The following is a 14,997-nucleotide window of genomic DNA, read 5'->3' as shown; positions in this document are numbered from 1 at the left end:
AATGTTGAACATCATGATATTGAGCGCTGGACTGCTGCTGGCCGGCTCTGCCTTCGCCGCCCCCGCCGACGAACCACCGTCGTTTTTCGCTCCCTTGACGGACTTGCCCGGCGTCGTGTCGTGGAAACTGCTGGGCAAGGCCACCACGATCAAGGCGAAAAAAGGCCGCATGGTACCGAAATACACGCCGGAAATCAGCGCGCTCGACAATACGGACGTGAAAGTGCAAGGCTTCATGATGCCCTTGGAACCAGGCCAAAAGCAGAAACACTTCCTGCTGACCGTCACCTCGGCCAGTTGCCCCTTTTGCCTGCCGGCCGGTCCGGAAGGCGTGGTGGAGATCAAAAGCCGCACGCCCGTGAAATTCAGCTATGCGCCGTTCATCGTGCAAGGCAAGCTGAAAGTGCTGGCCAGCGATCCCATGGGCCTGTATTACCGCATGACGGACGCGGCCGTGGTGCCGCAATGACGCGCTGGCCGGCGCTATTGCTGTTGCTGGCCAGCCATGCGGCTGCCGCGCCGCTATCCTTTGACTTGGCCCGCCTCGATGGCGATGGCCGGCTGAAGCTCGACCAGTTCCAGAACCAGCCAGTGGTGCTGAACTTCTGGGCCAGCAACTGCCTGCCCTGCATCCGGGAGTTGCCGATATTACATGCCCATGCCGCCAAGCAGCAGAAACTCCGCTTCATCGGCATTGCCATCGATACGCGGGCGGCCGCGCAAGCGTTCCTGCGGCAGCACCGGGCCAGCTATCCCCAAGCCCTGGCTTTACCCGCCTTGCTGCCAACCTTTGGCAATCAAATCAAGGGTTTGCCGTACACAGTGATCCTGACTTCTCAACATCGGATCTGCACGCGGCGCCTGGGACCCGTCGATGCGGCCTGGCTGGCCAAGACCGTGGCCGCCTGCACGTAAGCCAGTATCCATGCGCCTTGCACGGCTGTCATCGCCGCGTCACATGGCGGCGTTACAGTCGCGTCCTTTGAATCTCTGCGAGGGCGGTAATGAAAACAAATAGGGTCATGCTGGCGGCGCTGGCAAGTGCGGGTCTCGTTGCTTGCAACGGCAGTTCAAACACGGCGCCGGCCATTCCCGAGGGCACGACGGTCACCGTGGCATTGCTGGAAACCACCGATATCCACTCGAACGTGTTGAGCTATAACTACTATGCGCTGGCCGAAGACACGAGCCTGGGCCTGGAACGCACGTCGACCCTGATCCAGGCGGCGCGCGCGGAAAATCCGAACAATGTGCTGCTCGACGATGGCGACGTCATTCAGGGCACCTTGCTGGCCGACCTGCAGGCCGTTGCCGCGCCCGTTCCGTGCAGCGGCACCCTGGCCGTGCATAAAGCCATGAATGCGTTGAAATACGATGCGGGCGGCATGGGCAACCATGAATTCAACTACGGCTTGCCTTACCTGAGCCAGATCACCAACACGGATTTCGGCATTCCCGGCGTGGCCAAGCCGACGGGCACGTGTGGCGCGCCCGCCTTCCCTTCCGTGCTGAGCAATGTCGTCGGCGTGGCCAGCGGCAAGCCCATTTTCCAGCCCTACACTGTGCTGCCGCGCGATTTCGCCGCCACGGCGCCCGATGGCAGCAAGCTGACCGTCAAAATCAATGTGGGCGTGCTGAGCTTTGTACCGCCGCAAATCCTCGAATGGGATCAAAAAGTGCTCGCTGGCAAGGTCAGCGTGACGGGTGTGCAGGAAGCGGCGAAACAGTACGTGCCGGAATTGCGCAGCAAGGGCGCCGACCTCGTCGTGGCCCTGTCACATGGCGGCCTGGACACGAGCGCCTACAGCCCGAAGATGGAAAACGGCAGCTATCATTTGACCACCACGGGCATCGATGCACTGATGATCGGCCATTCGCACCTGATCTTCCCGAAAGGCAAGGAAGTGGGCGCGGCCGCGCTCGACGCCTCGTTTGCCGCCTTCCCCGCCAGCGCGAAGATCGACGCCGTCAACGGCTTTGTGAACGGCGTACCGACCGTCATGGCGCAAAGCTGGGGCCGCCGCCTGGGCATCATCAAGCTGACGATGGTGTATCAAAGCGGCAAGTGGGTAGTGCAGCCAGCCAAGACGACGGTGGAATCGCGCGGCTTCAAGTACACGGATGGCACGACTCTCGTGAAAGCCGATCCGGCCATCGCGCCACTCGTTGCCACCGAGCACGCGGCCACCATCGCCTACGCCAAGCAGCCGCTGGGCATCAGCACGGATTTCGAGATGTCGGCCTATTTTGCGCTGGTGGGCGACGTGAGCGCCATCCAGCTGGTGAACCAGGCGCAGCTCGACTATGTGAAGAACTTCATCGCCACCAGCACGGACGCCACCTTGGCCAGCTACAAGAATATCCCCGTGATTTCGTGCAGCGCGCCGTTCAAGGCGGGCCGCAACGGACCATCGGACTTCACGGACGTGGCCGCGGGCGCGACGCCGGCCGCACCGGTCGGCTTGCAAGTGCGCAATCCGGGCGACTTGTATTTGTACAGCAATAACAACCTGCAAGCCGTCAAGATCAAGGGTTCGGACTTGAAAGCATGGCTGGAAACGTCGGCCAAGCAATTTGCCCAGATCGACCCGGCCAGCAGCGCCGAGCAGGATCTGGTGCCGTCGTATGGCACGATCTATAACTATGACGTGTTCTACGCGGAAAACAATGCGCTGACGTACCAGATCGACGTGACGAAAAAGCCGGGCAGCCGCATCGTCAACCTCACGTACAAGGGTGCGCCCGTGGCCGACGGCGATGACTTCATCGTTGCCACCAACGACTACCGCGCCGGTGGCGGCGGCGCCGTGCCCGGCATCGACGGCAGCAAAACCATCATCAAGTCGCCCGATGCGAACCAGGCCGTGGTCAGCAACTACCTGGCGTCGCTGAGCACCAAGGGCGGCAAGGTGACCCTGGCGGCCAATGGCAGTGCGCGCAGCTGGAGCTTCGTCAAGACGGCCACGGCCGGTCCCGTGATCCTGCGCTCGGCGCCGGGCCATCTGGCGCTGGCGCAAGGCAGCGGCATCGCCAACGTGGCGGCCGAAGGCGGCCTCGACGCCAGCGGTTTCGCCAAGTACCGCATCGACCTGAGCAAATAAGGTCCATGGCCGGAACCGCGGCGGTTCCGGCCTGTCTTGATGAAAGCTGATCCAGATGAAACATCCACTCTCCCTGCCCGCCGTCGTGCTGGCAACGTTCTTGACCGCCTGCCAGTCGTCGCCACCGCCCACGGCGGCGGAAATCGAAGCCGTCGCCATGCATGCGCGCCAGGCGGGCGACCACCAGGCCGAACGCAAGGTACGCAGCTGGGCCGGCAAGGACATGCCCGTCGCCGAACGCGAACTGGCGCTGATTTACCAGCCCCGTCCCGAACGCCGCGCCGAAGCCTTGAGCCTGTTCGAACAGGCGGCCCGCGCGGGCGACACGGAAGCGGCCTTCGAGCTGGGCCAGATGCTGCGCGCGGCCACGCCTGGCCAGGCCTGGCTATGGTACCGGCAAGCGGCGCAACAAGGCCATGCGAAGGCGGCCCTGATGCTGGGCCTGCTGGCGGCGAATGGCGAAGGCGTGCCCAAAGATCAAAGCGAGGCGGCGCGCTGGCTGGCAAAGGCGAGCGAGCTGGGCAATCCGCACGCCATGTTTTTGCTCTACAACGCCTACCGCGAAGGCCGCGGCGTGCCGCGCGACCCGGCCAAGGGCCATGCGCTGCTGGAAGAAGCGGCCCACCACGAATACCCGCCCGCCATCCAGGAACTGGCCATGACGGTGCAAGCCGACGACGCCCTGCGCGCCGGCCACCTGATGAAGGAAGCGACGGAGCACCGGCATAACAACTGGAACAAGTTTTAAAAACTGGGCAAAAGGCCAGTGGCGTGATCGAAGCCTGCCTTTATATACTTGCAACTTGCAAGCGTGCGGGAGCGGCAGCTACTCAGCGCTTATGATGCAAGGACGCCGCCTGAGCTTGCTCGGGCGGCGCGGCAAGCCATCCCGCATAAAAAAGTTTACACTGGTTTGCATTTTAGAAATTTTACTCTGGACCAGCCCCGGTGAGTGTTCATTCAACCCAGCCAGTGTTTGAGTAGCGCCGGTGCGTCCATTGCTCTGCCTAGCCATGAAAGAAAGAGTCCAATGAAAAAGCTGACCACCGCCTTTGGCGCGCCTGTTCCCGACAACCAGAACATCCAGACGGCCGGCCCGCGCGGCCCCGCCCTGCTGCAAGATGTGTGGTTCCTGGAAAAGCTGGCCCACTTCGACCGCGAAGTCATCCCCGAGCGCCGCATGCATGCCAAGGGTTCCGGTGCGTACGGCACGTTTACCGTCACGCACGACATCACGCGCTACACGCGGGCGAAAATCTTTGGCGAAGTGGGCAAGAAAACGCCGATGTTCGCGCGCTTTTCCACGGTGGCCGGCGAACGGGGCGCGGCGGACGCGGAACGCGATATCCGCGGCTTTGCCCTGAAGTTCTACACGGAAGAAGGCAACTGGGACCTGGTCGGCAACAACACGCCCGTCTTCTTCATGCGCGACCCATTGAAATTTCCCGATCTGAATCACGCCATCAAGCGCGACCCGCGCACCGGCTTGCGCAGTGCCAACAGCAACTGGGATTTCTGGACCTCGCTGCCTGAAGCCCTGCACCAGGTCACGGTGGTGATGAGCGACCGTGGCTTGCCGCGCAGCTTCCGCCACATGCATGGCTTCGGCAGCCACACTTTCAGCTTCCTGAATGCGCAAAACGAGCGTTTCTGGGTCAAGTTCACCTTGAAAACCCAGCAAGGGATTCAAAACCTGACGGACGCCGAAGCCGAAGAACTGGTCGGCAAGGACCGCGAAAGCTCGCACCGCGACCTGTACGAAAGCATCGAAAACAAGGATTTCCCCCGCTGGACCCTGTACGTGCAGATCATGCCGGAAAAAGAGGCAGGCACGTATCACCTCAACCCGTTCGACCTGTCGAAAGTGTGGCCGCACGGCGACTATCCGCTGATCGAAGTAGGCGTGCTGGAACTGAACCGCAATGCCGACAACCACTTTGCCGAAGTGGAACAGGCGGCCTTCAACCCGGCCAACGTGGTGCCCGGCATCAGCTTTTCGCCGGACAAGATGCTGCAAGGCCGGCTGTTCTCGTATGGCGACGCGCAGCGCTACCGCCTTGGCGTCAACCACAGCCATATCCCTGTCAACGCGCCGAAATGCCCGTTCCACAGCTACCACCGCGACGGCCAGATGCGCGTCGACGGCAACATGGGCGGCACCCTGGGCTATGAACCGAACAGCGAGCAGGAGTGGGCCGAGCAGCCCGATTTCCGCGAGCCGCCATTGAGCATCGAAGGCGCGGCCGACCACTGGAACCACAGAGTCGACGAGGATTACTATTCGCAGCCGCGCGCCCTGTTCCGCCTGATGACCGCGGCGCAGCAGCAAGCCTTGTTCGACAACACGGCGCGCGCCATCTCGGGCGCGTCGGAGCAAGTCAAGCAACGCCACATCGGCAACTGCACCCTGTGCGACCCCGCCTATGGCGCGGGCGTGGCCGAAGCGATCGGCCGCCTGAGCAAATAAGGCAGGCTGCAAGACTGCATGGAAGGCCTGGCAACAGGTCTTCTATCGCAACGCTCCGCCGCGGCAAGGTGCCCAGGCCCGCTTGCTGCCTACCAGCGCTGGATATCGATCTGGCCCGTGATGCTCGTTTCCACCGGATAACCCTCGACCTGAGACGGCACGCGCCGCTTGACGGACGAGTCGCGCAGATACACGACGAGCGCTTCCTTGCCCACGGCCGTCTGTCCCACGCTGACACCTTCCACGCCGTCGATGGCCATTAGCGCCCGCTCGTTGCGCCGCTTCGCCGCTTCCAGCCGGCCCTGGGGCGCGGCAGGAGCATATTGCCCCATGCCCTGTCCAGGCGTCTCATCCGGCAAATACGGCATGGCGGCGTCCTCGAAAACGCCATACGGCGATTGTGCGAATTTACTGTTTGACATGACCCACCCTCCTGATGCCTTCCATGATACACCCGGCCATCGGGCGCCGCAGCGCCGTTCGCCGGGCACATGGCTGCTGTCGCTCATACCATCATCATCGTGCAAAAAACAGCGTTATACAAGGACGAGGCGGCGCGACACCTGCGCCGCGCCGTCTCCTCGAGGGTTCAAGTATACAAATTGATGTCGAGCGCCACCACCACCCGCCGCATCTGGTTGGCAAAGGTGATGTTATTGCCGCCGGCAAACAGCAAGCCTACGGGATTGCGCTGCTGGTTCCAGGTCCAGATGGAGGAGCCGGAATCGCCGCCCGCGCTGAACGCCCCGCTCACGCCCGTGATGGCGATCTGGTCCTGGAACAGCGCGATCCTGCCGCCACCGTAATTGACGTTGATGGTGGCGCCCAGGCCCGTGATGCGGCCTTGCGTCAATTGCGTCGTGCGGCCCGACTTGCCGACCATCATGCCCAGCGCGGGCGCCACCAGCGCATTGCTGATGCGGAAGTACGCGGGCACGCCGCCGCTCAGGTAGACCAGTTCGGGACGCACCCTGTCTGGCCAGGCCCAGCCGGTGGCGCAATCGACGAAATTGACGCCACCGCTGAAATTGATGGGCACGAAGCGCTCGAGCACAGCGACCTGGTCTTGCGGACAGCGGCCGCCGTCGATGGGGCCAGGCTGCACGATGCAGTCGTTGAAGACGCCGCCGTTGGAATTGGCCAGCACGTGATTGTTGCTAAGGATCATCAAGCGGCTGTTGCGCGGCGCGCTGCGCCCCACGGCCAGGCAGCCGATGGTGCCGGCCGTGATGCGGAAATGCCCGACCGACACGCCGCCCGGCGCGGGGCGCAAGCGGAAACGGTGCGGCTGCGCATCGATCACGCCCGTGACGACGATATTGACGGGCACCCTGTCGCTGGACACGGCGCGCACGCCCATTGCGCCCACGATGGCGGCCTTGGCGCGGTCGACGGAAGTGGGCTCGGCCACGTACAGGGTCAGGGCCGGCAAGCCCGGCTCGCCGGACGAGCTGTCGCTGGCGCCCTCGCCCAGGCCGATGGACACGCCCTGGATATTGCCGCCGTCGCTGAAGGCATCGGCCGCGCGCACGCCGGCCGCCTGGGAGATGGACTGGCGCATGCCGTCTTCGATGCTGCGCTTGATTTCCAGCAATTCCATGCTGACGCCGCTCAAGGCGTCGGGCATGTCCGAGACGGACGCGCTCTCGATCGTATTGTCGTCTTCGCCGGGGGCGGCAAATTGGCCGACGGCCTCTTCATCGTCCGCGCTTTGTCCCCTGCCGCTGCCGCCAGGCGGGGCGCTGAAACCATTCTCGTTGCCAATCATCATGCTCTCCTCGTGGGTCGTTCCGAAACACCAGTGTGGGCTGGCCGCGCGGGCCGGTATTGATCTGGGTTGAACCGCGCCGACACATGGCCGCCCTGTCCCAGCGGGGGCAGCGAGGATAAAAATAGTTCCCTCGTCAAGGTTGAGCGAGATCAGGCGTGCGGGCAGAGGCAGCGCCGTATACTTGGTTGGCAGGCTGGAATTGGGTCTGCTCCACGGCAGCAACGGTATGGATGGGGGAACAATGACGAGCCCTGGTATGACACGCCAATCCGACGACGCGCCTGCGGACCAACATGCCGGTTTTATGCACGGCATGGCGGCCTGGGCGGAAAAACACCGCATCAGTCCATGGCGCGGCAGTTTTGCCGACTTCATCGAGCAGATCCTGCCCGGCCGCGCGGCTCTGCTGACGCGCAGCGCGCACCAGTACCTGTGGGACATGATGCGCTGGAACGGCCAGACGGACGATGCCGGACGTTTCCGCTGCCGCCTGTTCGACGACGAGCTGTTCGGCATCGACGAGGCGATCGACCGCGTCGCCGCCTACTTCAAGGCGGCCGCCGCCGGCTCCGAAGTGGGCCGGCGCATGCTGCTGTTGCTGGGTCCGCCGTCGGGCGGCAAGTCGACCATGGTGATCCTGCTCAAGCGGGGGCTGGAAGAATACAGCCACAGCAGCGAAGGCGCGCTGTACGGCATCGCCGGCTGTCCCGTGCACGAATCGCCGCTGCACCTGGTGCCGCACAGCATGCGCGCCGACTTTCGCGCCAGCTATGATGCCGAGCTGCACGGCGAACTGTGTCCCCATTGCCGCGCCCGCCTGGAAGAACAGTACGCGGGCGACTTCCTGCGCATGCCCGTCGAGCGCATCCACCTGTCCGAGGCGGGCCGCTGCGGCATCGGCACGTATGCGCCGCACGATCCCACCACGGCCGACCTGGCCGACCTCGTGGGTTCCGTCGACCTGTCGAAAGTGGCGCAGTACGGCGACGAAGGCGATCCGCGCGCCTGGTCATGGTCCGGCGCCGTGTATGCGGCCAGCCGCGGCATGCTGGAAATGATCGAGATCCTCAAGGTCAAGCGGGAATTCCTCTACCTGCTGCTGACCCTGACGCAGGAAAAGAATGTCAAGGTGTCGCGCTTTCCCCTGATTTACCTCGACGAAACCATCCTCGCGCACACGAATCTGGCCGAATTTCGCAAATTCCTGCAAGAAAGCGAAAACGAGGCCTTGCTCGACCGCATGGTCATCGTGCAAGTGCCGTACACGCTCAATTACCGCGAAGAAGCGCGCATTTACCGCAAGCTGATCCAGGCGGCCGCGCCCGCCTTCCGCGACGTGCACCTCGATCCGCACGTGCTGCATGCGGCGGCCGTGTTTGCCATCCTCAGCCGCTTGCCCGAGGGCGACGACAAGGAAGCCGAACTGGTCAAGAAACTGCGCGTGTATGCCGACGAAGACGTCGACGACTTGCAGCATGCCGACATCCGCCGCGTGCGCGAGCGCGACAAGTCGCCCGACGAAGGCCTGTCGGGCGTCTCGCCCCGTTTCGTCATCAATGCCCTGTCGCACGCCATCATTTCCGCCCAGCGCAACAGCCTGTCCACCATGGACGTGCTGCTGGCCCTGAAAGATGGCATCGAAAGCGATGCGCGCATCGAACCGCGGCGCAAGCGCAAGTGGGTCGATTACCTGGTGCTCACACGCAAGGATTTCTATAACCGCTGGGTCAAGGCCGACGTGCACAAGGCCCTGTTCGTGTCGTTCGAGCAGGAAGCGCAAGACTTGCTGAACAAATATCTCGATGAAGTCGAAGCCATGCTCGACAACCGCCAGATCCGCGACCCCATCACCAGCGAAGAACGCCGTCCCGACGAGCGCTTCCTGCGCGCCGTGGAAGAGAAAATCCACATCAGCGACTCGGGCAAGCAATCGTTCCGCCAAGAAGTGGTACGCAAGGCCATGAGCGCCTTCAAGCGGGGCGAGGCGTTTGGCCTGGGCAGCCATGCGCAATTGCACGACGCCATCCAGCAATATCTGTTCGAGCAGCGGCGCGACGTGCTGCGCCTCGTGGGTTCGGCCAAGCGGCCCGATGACGACGTGCGGGCCAGGATCTCCGCCGTCGAACAGCGCCTGGTCGACGAATATGGCTATGACGCCCATAGCGCGCGCGAAGCGCTCAACTACGTGACCACCTTGCTGGCGCAGGAATAACCATGTCCGCCACGACCTCGCCAGGCAGCGCCAAGCACGATAGTCCAGTGGGATCGTCCGCGCCTGCCCTGGCCCGCCCCTGGTACGGGCTGTTCTCGCGTGGCGCGCGCGACTGGCTCCGCCACAACCAGAAAGTGCGCGACGCCGTGCAGGCGTACTTGCCCGAACTGATCGCCACGCCTGACCTGATCGGCGGGCCGCAGCAGCGCACGGTGCAAGTACCCATGCACCTGCTCGAACATGCGCGTTTCCGCCTGGCGCCCGCGCGCAACAGCGTGGGCGCGGGCCAGGGTGGCGGCCAGCCCGGCGATATCCTGCGCGCAGCCCGTCCCGCCACCACGGGCGAGGCCGGAACGCAAGGCGAAGGCGGCGATGGCGAGGGAGCCGTGCGCCTGCTGCTCGAGTTTGCCATTGACGATATACTCGACTGGCTATGGGACGCTTTCGAGCTGCCGCACCTGAAACCGCGCCACCTGGGCGCTATCGACGACGTACGGCTCGTGCGTAGCGGCCTGGACCGACATGGCGCCCGTTCGCGGCTGGACCGGCGGCGCACCGTCAAGGAAGCGATCAAGCGGCGCGCCCTGCAAGCGCAACCCGTGCCTTTCACCAATGACGACTTGCGCTACCGCCAGGTACTGCAACAGCCACGGCCCAGCACGAATGCCGTCGTGTTTTTCGTGCTGGACGTATCGGCCAGCATGGCGCAGGCCGAGCGCAAGCTGGCCAAATCCTTCTTTTTCTTTGCCTTGCAGGGCTTGCGCCGCAGATATGCGCGCGTGGAAGCGCGCTTTATCGCGCATACGACGCGGGCCTGGGAATTTTCCGAAGCCGAGTTCTTCCAGGTCAATGGCATGGGCGGCACCATGGCGTCCACCGCCTTTCGCCTGAGCCGCGAATTGCTGCAGGAACACTACGCGCCGGGACGCTACAACGCCTACCTGTTCTATGCATCCGATGGCGAGAATTTTAGCGAAGACCGGGGAGCGGCCAGCCTGGCCCTCGGTGAACTGGCCGCCTTGCTCAACTATATGGGCTATGTGGAAACCGTGCCCGGCGTGCCGCGCAGCCTGGAAACGGAAATGCACAGCTTGTTTGCCGAGCAGGAACGGCGCGGCTTGCCCTTGCATAGCAGCATTCTCAGCAGGAATGACGATATCTGGGCGGCCATCCGCACTTTTTTCCAGCACGAGGCGGCCGATACGGAGGAAACGGCATGACGCCTGACACAGCCAACCTGGATGGCTACGCGGCGCGCATCGAAGCGCTGGCGCGGGAACTAGGGCTGGAGTTTGCGCCGGTCGAGTTCGAGCTGGTACCGGACAGCTTCATGGCCGAGATCGCCATCTATGGCTTGCCCGTGCGCATGCGCCACTGGTCGTTCGGCGTGCGCTACATCCACCAGCTCGTGCATCAAAAGATGGGCAACTCGCATATGTTCGAAGTCATGTTTCCCGGCGATCCTTGCCATGCCTACATGGCCGAGCACAATTCCGTGGCCGAAAACACCCTCGTCACGGCCCATGTGCTGGGCCACGCCGACTTCGCCAGCCGCAATGCCCTGTTCCTGCGTTTCGGCGCCATGGCGGGCCAGCACATCCTGGAACAAAGCGCGGCGCGGGCGCAGCGTCTCGAAATGGCGCTGCAGCGGCACGGACAGGAGCAGGTGGAAGCCGTGCTCGACGCGGCACTGGCGCTGGAGCAGCACGTGGACATCCATGCCGAGCTGCACCGCCCGCCCTATGGCGCGCTATCCGGGCCAGCCGGTGTCGCTGGCACGCAAGACAGGGCTGGCGCAGACGATCGTTTTGCGGATCCTTTTGCGCGGCGTTACCAGCGCTTGCCCGGTGAAGCAGCGGCGCTGGCGGCGCACGAGGCGGCGCGGGCACGGCTGGCGCAGCGCCCGCTCGTACCGCCGCAGCCCGAATACGATTTACTCTGGTTCATTGCGCAATATGGGCCGGAATTGGCTAACTGGGAACGCGACATTTTCCTGGCCGTGCGCGAAGAGTCGTTTTACTTTTATCCCGTGTACGCCTGCCAAATCATGAACGAAGGCTGGGCCTCTTACTGGCATGCGCGGCTGCTGCGCGAAGCCGACTTCCTGCCGCCGGCCCTGTACCTGTCCGCCATCAAGTCGCACTCGGACGTGGTGCGCCCTTACGCGGGCGAGCACCAGCAGGCGCTGGCCGTCAACCCGTATCACCTGGGTTTTTGCATGTGGGAACACATCATCGAGCGCCAAGGACTGGCGCGGGCGCGCCAGATTTGCCGCGACGACGACGACTGCAGTTTCATTCGCAACTATCTGGATGGGGAACTGGCTGACCGCCTGGGCCTGTTCGTGCATGAAAGCCACCGCGATGGCGAAACACGAATGGCCAGCCGCGACTTGCTGGCCATCCGCGAAGCCATCCTGACGCCCAAATACAACTATGGCGCGCCGTGTATCGCCGTCACCCTGCTCAACGACGACGGCAGCCTGGTACTGCGCCACGATCACCAGCGCGACGGGCGCGGCCTCGACCTGGAGCGGGCGGAACAGGTGCTGGCGTACATCGCCCGCGTCTGGCGCCGTCCCGTCACCCTGCATACAGCCGATTTCCGCGGCACGCCCCGGGTTCTGCGCAGCAAGACCGAAGGCGTACCGGAGCCGCCCGCGTCGCCTGCGTCAACCATGCCGGCAGCGCCGCCTGCGCAACACTGAACACTGAACGCTGAACGCTGAACGGCAGGCGATCGGGCGGTCGGGCGGATATCGGAGTGTACCTGGCCAGCATATGCCTAGCGCGTGGCAAGCTTGCCATTCAAGCCCGTTCAGCCTGCTCCACATACCAGGCGATGGTCTGCCGCAAGCCTTGCGCCAGGTTGTGCGTGGGGACATAGCCGAGCAGGCGGGCCGCCTTGGCGATGTCCGCCTGCGAATGGCGCACGTCGCCGGCGCGAAATTCGCCATAGTGCGGCGCCAGCGGCACGTGCTGCGGGCGGGCGGCAAGCAGCATCTGCTGCATGGCGGCGTGCAGCTGCGTCAGGCTGGTGCGGGCGTTGACGGCCACGTTGTAGACCTGGTTGACGGCTGCCGGGTCGGTGCCGGTGGCGGCCAGGATATTGGCTTGCACGGCATTGTGCACGAAGCAGAAGTCGCGGCTGGTGGCGCCGTCGCCATGGATGTGCACGGCCTGGTTATCCAGCATGGCGGCGATCCAGCGGGGAATGACGGCCGCATAGGCGCCCAGCGGATCCTGGCGCGGACCGAAGACATTGAAATAGCGCAGCCCCACCGTCTGCATGGCGTAGCAGCGCGCGTACACTTGCGCATACAGTTCGTTGACATATTTGCTCAAAGCATACGGCGACAGCGGCGCGCCTATGTGCTGTTCCACTTTCGGCAGGGCTGGATGGTCGCCATACGTGGCGCTCGAGGCCGCATATACGAAGCGCCGCACGCCCGCGTCGCGGGCCGCGGCCAGCATGTTCAGGAAGCCGCTGACATTGACGGCGTGGCACAGCAGCGGGTCTTCCAGCGAACGCGAGACGGAACCGAGCGCCGCCTGGTGCAGCACAAAATCGACCGCGGCGACGGGGCCGCCCGCACCGGCACGGCCGCGCTCGGCCAAGCTGCCGCTGCTGACGCCGCCGCCAGCGGTCGTATCTGTACCTGCGTCTGCCTCACCATCACCACTGCAGGTGGCCTGCACCGGTGCAGGCGCGCCGCACGCGCGCGCGCATGCCTGCGGGTCGCGGATATCGCCTTCGATGAAGGTGAAGCGCTGCCACGCCTGCTCGCCCACGCTGGCGCGCACCTGTTCCAGATTGTGGCGGTGTCCCGTCATGAAGTTGTCGAGGCCGCGCACTTCCTGTCCCAGCTTCAGCAAGGTTTCCAGCAGGTGCGAACCGATGAAGCCGGCCACGCCCGTCACCAGCCAGCGCCGAGGTTCCTTGTTCAGTTGTTCGCAGGCTTGCGCATAGGCGCCGGCAGCCGGATCGCCAGCGGAGGCGCTTCGCGCCGCGTTTGCGGCCCGATCGAAGGTGTCGGCCGCCATCACAGCCGCCACACGTGCAGGCCGCCGTCTTCCAGCGGCCGGGGGTCGAAATGCGATTTGATGTCGATGAAACAGCCGTTTTCCAGCACCTTGGCCTGGAAATCGGCCAGCGGACGGGCCAGCAAGGCCTGGTGCGAGACGGCGCTGATGATGGCCTCGGCCTGCGGCAGCTGTTCCCAGCTTTCCAGCAATAAACCGTATTCTTCCAGCGCTTCGCGGCCATCGGCGACGGGGTCGTGCACGTGCACCTGCACGCCGTACGATTGCAGTTCGTGGATCATGTCGACCACTTTCGAGTTGCGCAGGTCCGGACAATTTTCCTTGAAGGTCAGGCCCAGCACGTTCACGTGCGAGCCTTTCAATTTGAAGCCGGCCCGCACCATTTCCTTGATGGTTTTTTCCGCCACGAACTTGGCCATGCCGTCGTTGATGCGGCGCCCGGCCAGAATCACGTGCGGGTGGTAGCCCAGCATTTCCGCCTTGTGCGTCAAATAGTATGGGTCGACGCCGATGCAGTGCCCGCCCACCAGGCCGGGCCGGAACGGCAGGAAATTCCATTTCGTGCCCGCCGCCTGCAGCACTTCCAGGGTGTCGATGCCGATGCGGTCGAAGATGATGGCCAGTTCGTTCATCAGCGCGATGTTCAGGTCGCGCTGCGTGTTTTCGATCACCTTGGCCGCCTCGGCCACCTTGATGCTCGACGCCCGGTGCACGCCGGCCTCTACCACGCCTTCGTACAGGGCGGCCACCTGGTCCAGGGTGGCGTCGTCGTCGCCCGAGACCACCTTGCGGATGCTGTGCAGGGTATGGTCCTTGTCGCCGGGATTGATGCGCTCGGGTGAAAAGCCCACATGAAAGTCTTCCTTCCAGCGCAGGCCCGAATGCTGTTCGAGGATAGGGATGCAGATTTCCTCGGTGGCGCCCGGATACACGGTGGACTCGTAGATGACGATGGCGCCGCGCCGCATGTGCCGGCCGACGGCCGCGCTGGCACCGGCCAGGGCCGAGAAATCGGGATTGTGCGCGCTGTCGACGGGCGTGGGCACGGCAACGACGATGAAATCGGCCAGTTCCAGCTCGGCCGGATCACAGCCGACACTCAGCCATTGCGCCGCGCGCAGCTGTTCCGTGCTGACTTCACCGGTCGGGTCGACATGGCTGCGGTAGCTTTCCACCTTGCGTGCCGATAAGTCAAATCCGATCGTGCGCTGGCGCATGCCAAACGCCACGGCCAGCTGCAAGCCCACGTAACCGAGCCCCACCACCGCCACCACGCCGCCCTTGCCAATCACCTTGCTATTCGCGTTGCTTTCCACCTTGCTATCCATATGCATGTGCTCCGAATGGTTGCGGCACGAGCATCGCCGTCCGGGAAATTCTACGGTTGCCAATCGGGCCATTCT

12 protein-coding genes are annotated in these 14,997 nt (G+C 64.0%); 8 read left to right on the top strand and 4 right to left on the bottom strand.

Annotation, left to right across the window (positions count from 1 at the left end):
* Position 1: 1 nt before the first annotated feature.
* The 5 genes from OPV09_RS15315 to OPV09_RS15295 all read left to right on the top strand — a co-directional run bounded on the left by OPV09_RS15315 (position 2) and on the right by OPV09_RS15295 (position 5,568).
* Positions 2 to 469, top strand: a complete 468-nt coding sequence (locus OPV09_RS15315) for a DUF3299 domain-containing protein (RefSeq protein ID WP_319991698.1) — start codon at positions 2 to 4, stop codon at positions 467 to 469.
* Entirely contained in the window at positions 466 to 915 is a 450-nt protein-coding gene (locus tag OPV09_RS15310; RefSeq protein ID WP_338678666.1) for a TlpA disulfide reductase family protein, read from the top strand. Before OPV09_RS15315 ends, OPV09_RS15310 begins: the two co-directional genes overlap by 4 nt.
* A gap of 89 nt (positions 916 to 1,004) precedes the next feature.
* Positions 1,005 to 3,101, top strand: coding sequence for a bifunctional 2',3'-cyclic-nucleotide 2'-phosphodiesterase/3'-nucleotidase (locus OPV09_RS15305; RefSeq protein ID WP_338678665.1), 2,097 nt, complete (start codon positions 1,005 to 1,007; stop codon positions 3,099 to 3,101).
* A gap of 55 nt (positions 3,102 to 3,156) precedes the next feature.
* Positions 3,157 to 3,849, top strand: a complete 693-nt coding sequence (locus OPV09_RS15300) for a tetratricopeptide repeat protein (RefSeq protein ID WP_338678663.1) — start codon at positions 3,157 to 3,159, stop codon at positions 3,847 to 3,849.
* 282 nt (positions 3,850 to 4,131) lie between these two features.
* Positions 4,132 to 5,568: a catalase gene (locus tag OPV09_RS15295; protein ID WP_034748363.1), complete on the top strand. Its 1,437-nt coding sequence runs from the start codon at positions 4,132 to 4,134 to the stop codon at positions 5,566 to 5,568.
* Positions 5,569 to 5,657: 89 nt separating this feature from the next.
* Here OPV09_RS15295 and OPV09_RS15290 read toward each other — a convergent pair whose 3' ends face one another.
* Complete coding sequence (locus OPV09_RS15290) at positions 5,658 to 5,990, bottom strand: hypothetical protein (protein WP_338678662.1); 333 nt, start codon at positions 5,988 to 5,990, stop codon at positions 5,658 to 5,660.
* A gap of 167 nt (positions 5,991 to 6,157) precedes the next feature.
* The gene (locus OPV09_RS15285; protein WP_257620420.1) at positions 6,158 to 7,339 is read right to left on the bottom strand and encodes a S1 family peptidase; all 1,182 of its coding nucleotides are present in this window, start codon (positions 7,337 to 7,339) and stop codon (positions 6,158 to 6,160) included.
* A 256-nt stretch (positions 7,340 to 7,595) separates the two neighbouring features.
* Between OPV09_RS15285 and OPV09_RS15280 the strand changes: the two genes are divergently transcribed.
* The 3 genes from OPV09_RS15280 to OPV09_RS15270 are packed head-to-tail and all read left to right on the top strand — an operon-like array spanning position 7,596 to position 12,258.
* On the top strand, positions 7,596 to 9,551 hold the full coding sequence (locus OPV09_RS15280) for a serine protein kinase (RefSeq protein WP_338678661.1): 1,956 nt from the start codon (positions 7,596 to 7,598) through the stop codon (positions 9,549 to 9,551).
* Between the two features lie 2 nt (positions 9,552 to 9,553).
* On the top strand, positions 9,554 to 10,771 hold the full coding sequence (locus tag OPV09_RS15275) for a DUF444 family protein (protein WP_219329113.1): 1,218 nt from the start codon (positions 9,554 to 9,556) through the stop codon (positions 10,769 to 10,771).
* On the top strand, positions 10,768 to 12,258 hold the full coding sequence (locus OPV09_RS15270; protein ID WP_338678660.1) for a SpoVR family protein: 1,491 nt from the start codon (positions 10,768 to 10,770) through the stop codon (positions 12,256 to 12,258). Before OPV09_RS15275 ends, OPV09_RS15270 begins: the two co-directional genes overlap by 4 nt.
* A 100-nt stretch (positions 12,259 to 12,358) precedes the next feature.
* On the opposite strand, the gene OPV09_RS15265 is transcribed toward OPV09_RS15270, so the two are convergent.
* Positions 12,359 to 13,594, bottom strand: a complete 1,236-nt coding sequence (locus tag OPV09_RS15265) for an SDR family oxidoreductase (RefSeq protein ID WP_070301744.1) — start codon at positions 13,592 to 13,594, stop codon at positions 12,359 to 12,361.
* Positions 13,594 to 14,922 carry a nucleotide sugar dehydrogenase gene (locus OPV09_RS15260; protein ID WP_338682305.1) on the bottom strand — a complete coding sequence of 443 codons (1,329 nt, stop codon included), beginning with the start codon at positions 14,920 to 14,922 and terminating at the stop codon, positions 13,594 to 13,596. The genes OPV09_RS15265 and OPV09_RS15260 overlap by 1 nt, the downstream gene beginning before the upstream one ends.
* Positions 14,923 to 14,997 lie beyond the last annotated feature (75 nt).

Origin of the sequence: Janthinobacterium sp. TB1-E2, from assembly GCF_036885605.1 — a bacterium.
GTDB classification, from domain to species: domain Bacteria; phylum Pseudomonadota; class Gammaproteobacteria; order Burkholderiales; family Burkholderiaceae_D; genus Janthinobacterium; species Janthinobacterium aestuarii.
The sequence above is the reverse complement of the archived record's forward strand: the minus strand, read 5'-3'. Positions and strand labels throughout refer to the sequence as shown.

Coding starts and splice junctions, on each gene's coding strand:
- OPV09_RS15270 (WP_338678660.1), top strand. CDS start 10,768: ATGACGCCTGACACAGCCAACCTGGATGGCTACGCGGCGCGCATCGAA.
- OPV09_RS15290 (WP_338678662.1), bottom strand. CDS start 5,990: ATGTCAAACAGTAAATTCGCACAATCGCCGTATGGCGTTTTCGAGGAC.
- OPV09_RS15280 (WP_338678661.1), top strand. CDS start 7,596: ATGACACGCCAATCCGACGACGCGCCTGCGGACCAACATGCCGGTTTT.
- OPV09_RS15310 (WP_338678666.1), top strand. CDS start 466: ATGACGCGCTGGCCGGCGCTATTGCTGTTGCTGGCCAGCCATGCGGCT.
- OPV09_RS15300 (WP_338678663.1), top strand. CDS start 3,157: ATGAAACATCCACTCTCCCTGCCCGCCGTCGTGCTGGCAACGTTCTTG.
- OPV09_RS15315 (WP_319991698.1), top strand. CDS start 2: ATGTTGAACATCATGATATTGAGCGCTGGACTGCTGCTGGCCGGCTCT.
- OPV09_RS15305 (WP_338678665.1), top strand. CDS start 1,005: ATGAAAACAAATAGGGTCATGCTGGCGGCGCTGGCAAGTGCGGGTCTC.
- OPV09_RS15260 (WP_338682305.1), bottom strand. CDS start 14,922: ATGGATAGCAAGGTGGAAAGCAACGCGAATAGCAAGGTGATTGGCAAG.
- OPV09_RS15295 (WP_034748363.1), top strand. CDS start 4,132: ATGAAAAAGCTGACCACCGCCTTTGGCGCGCCTGTTCCCGACAACCAG.
- OPV09_RS15265 (WP_070301744.1), bottom strand. CDS start 13,594: ATGGCGGCCGACACCTTCGATCGGGCCGCAAACGCGGCGCGAAGCGCC.
- OPV09_RS15275 (WP_219329113.1), top strand. CDS start 9,554: ATGTCCGCCACGACCTCGCCAGGCAGCGCCAAGCACGATAGTCCAGTG.
- OPV09_RS15285 (WP_257620420.1), bottom strand. CDS start 7,339: ATGATGATTGGCAACGAGAATGGTTTCAGCGCCCCGCCTGGCGGCAGC.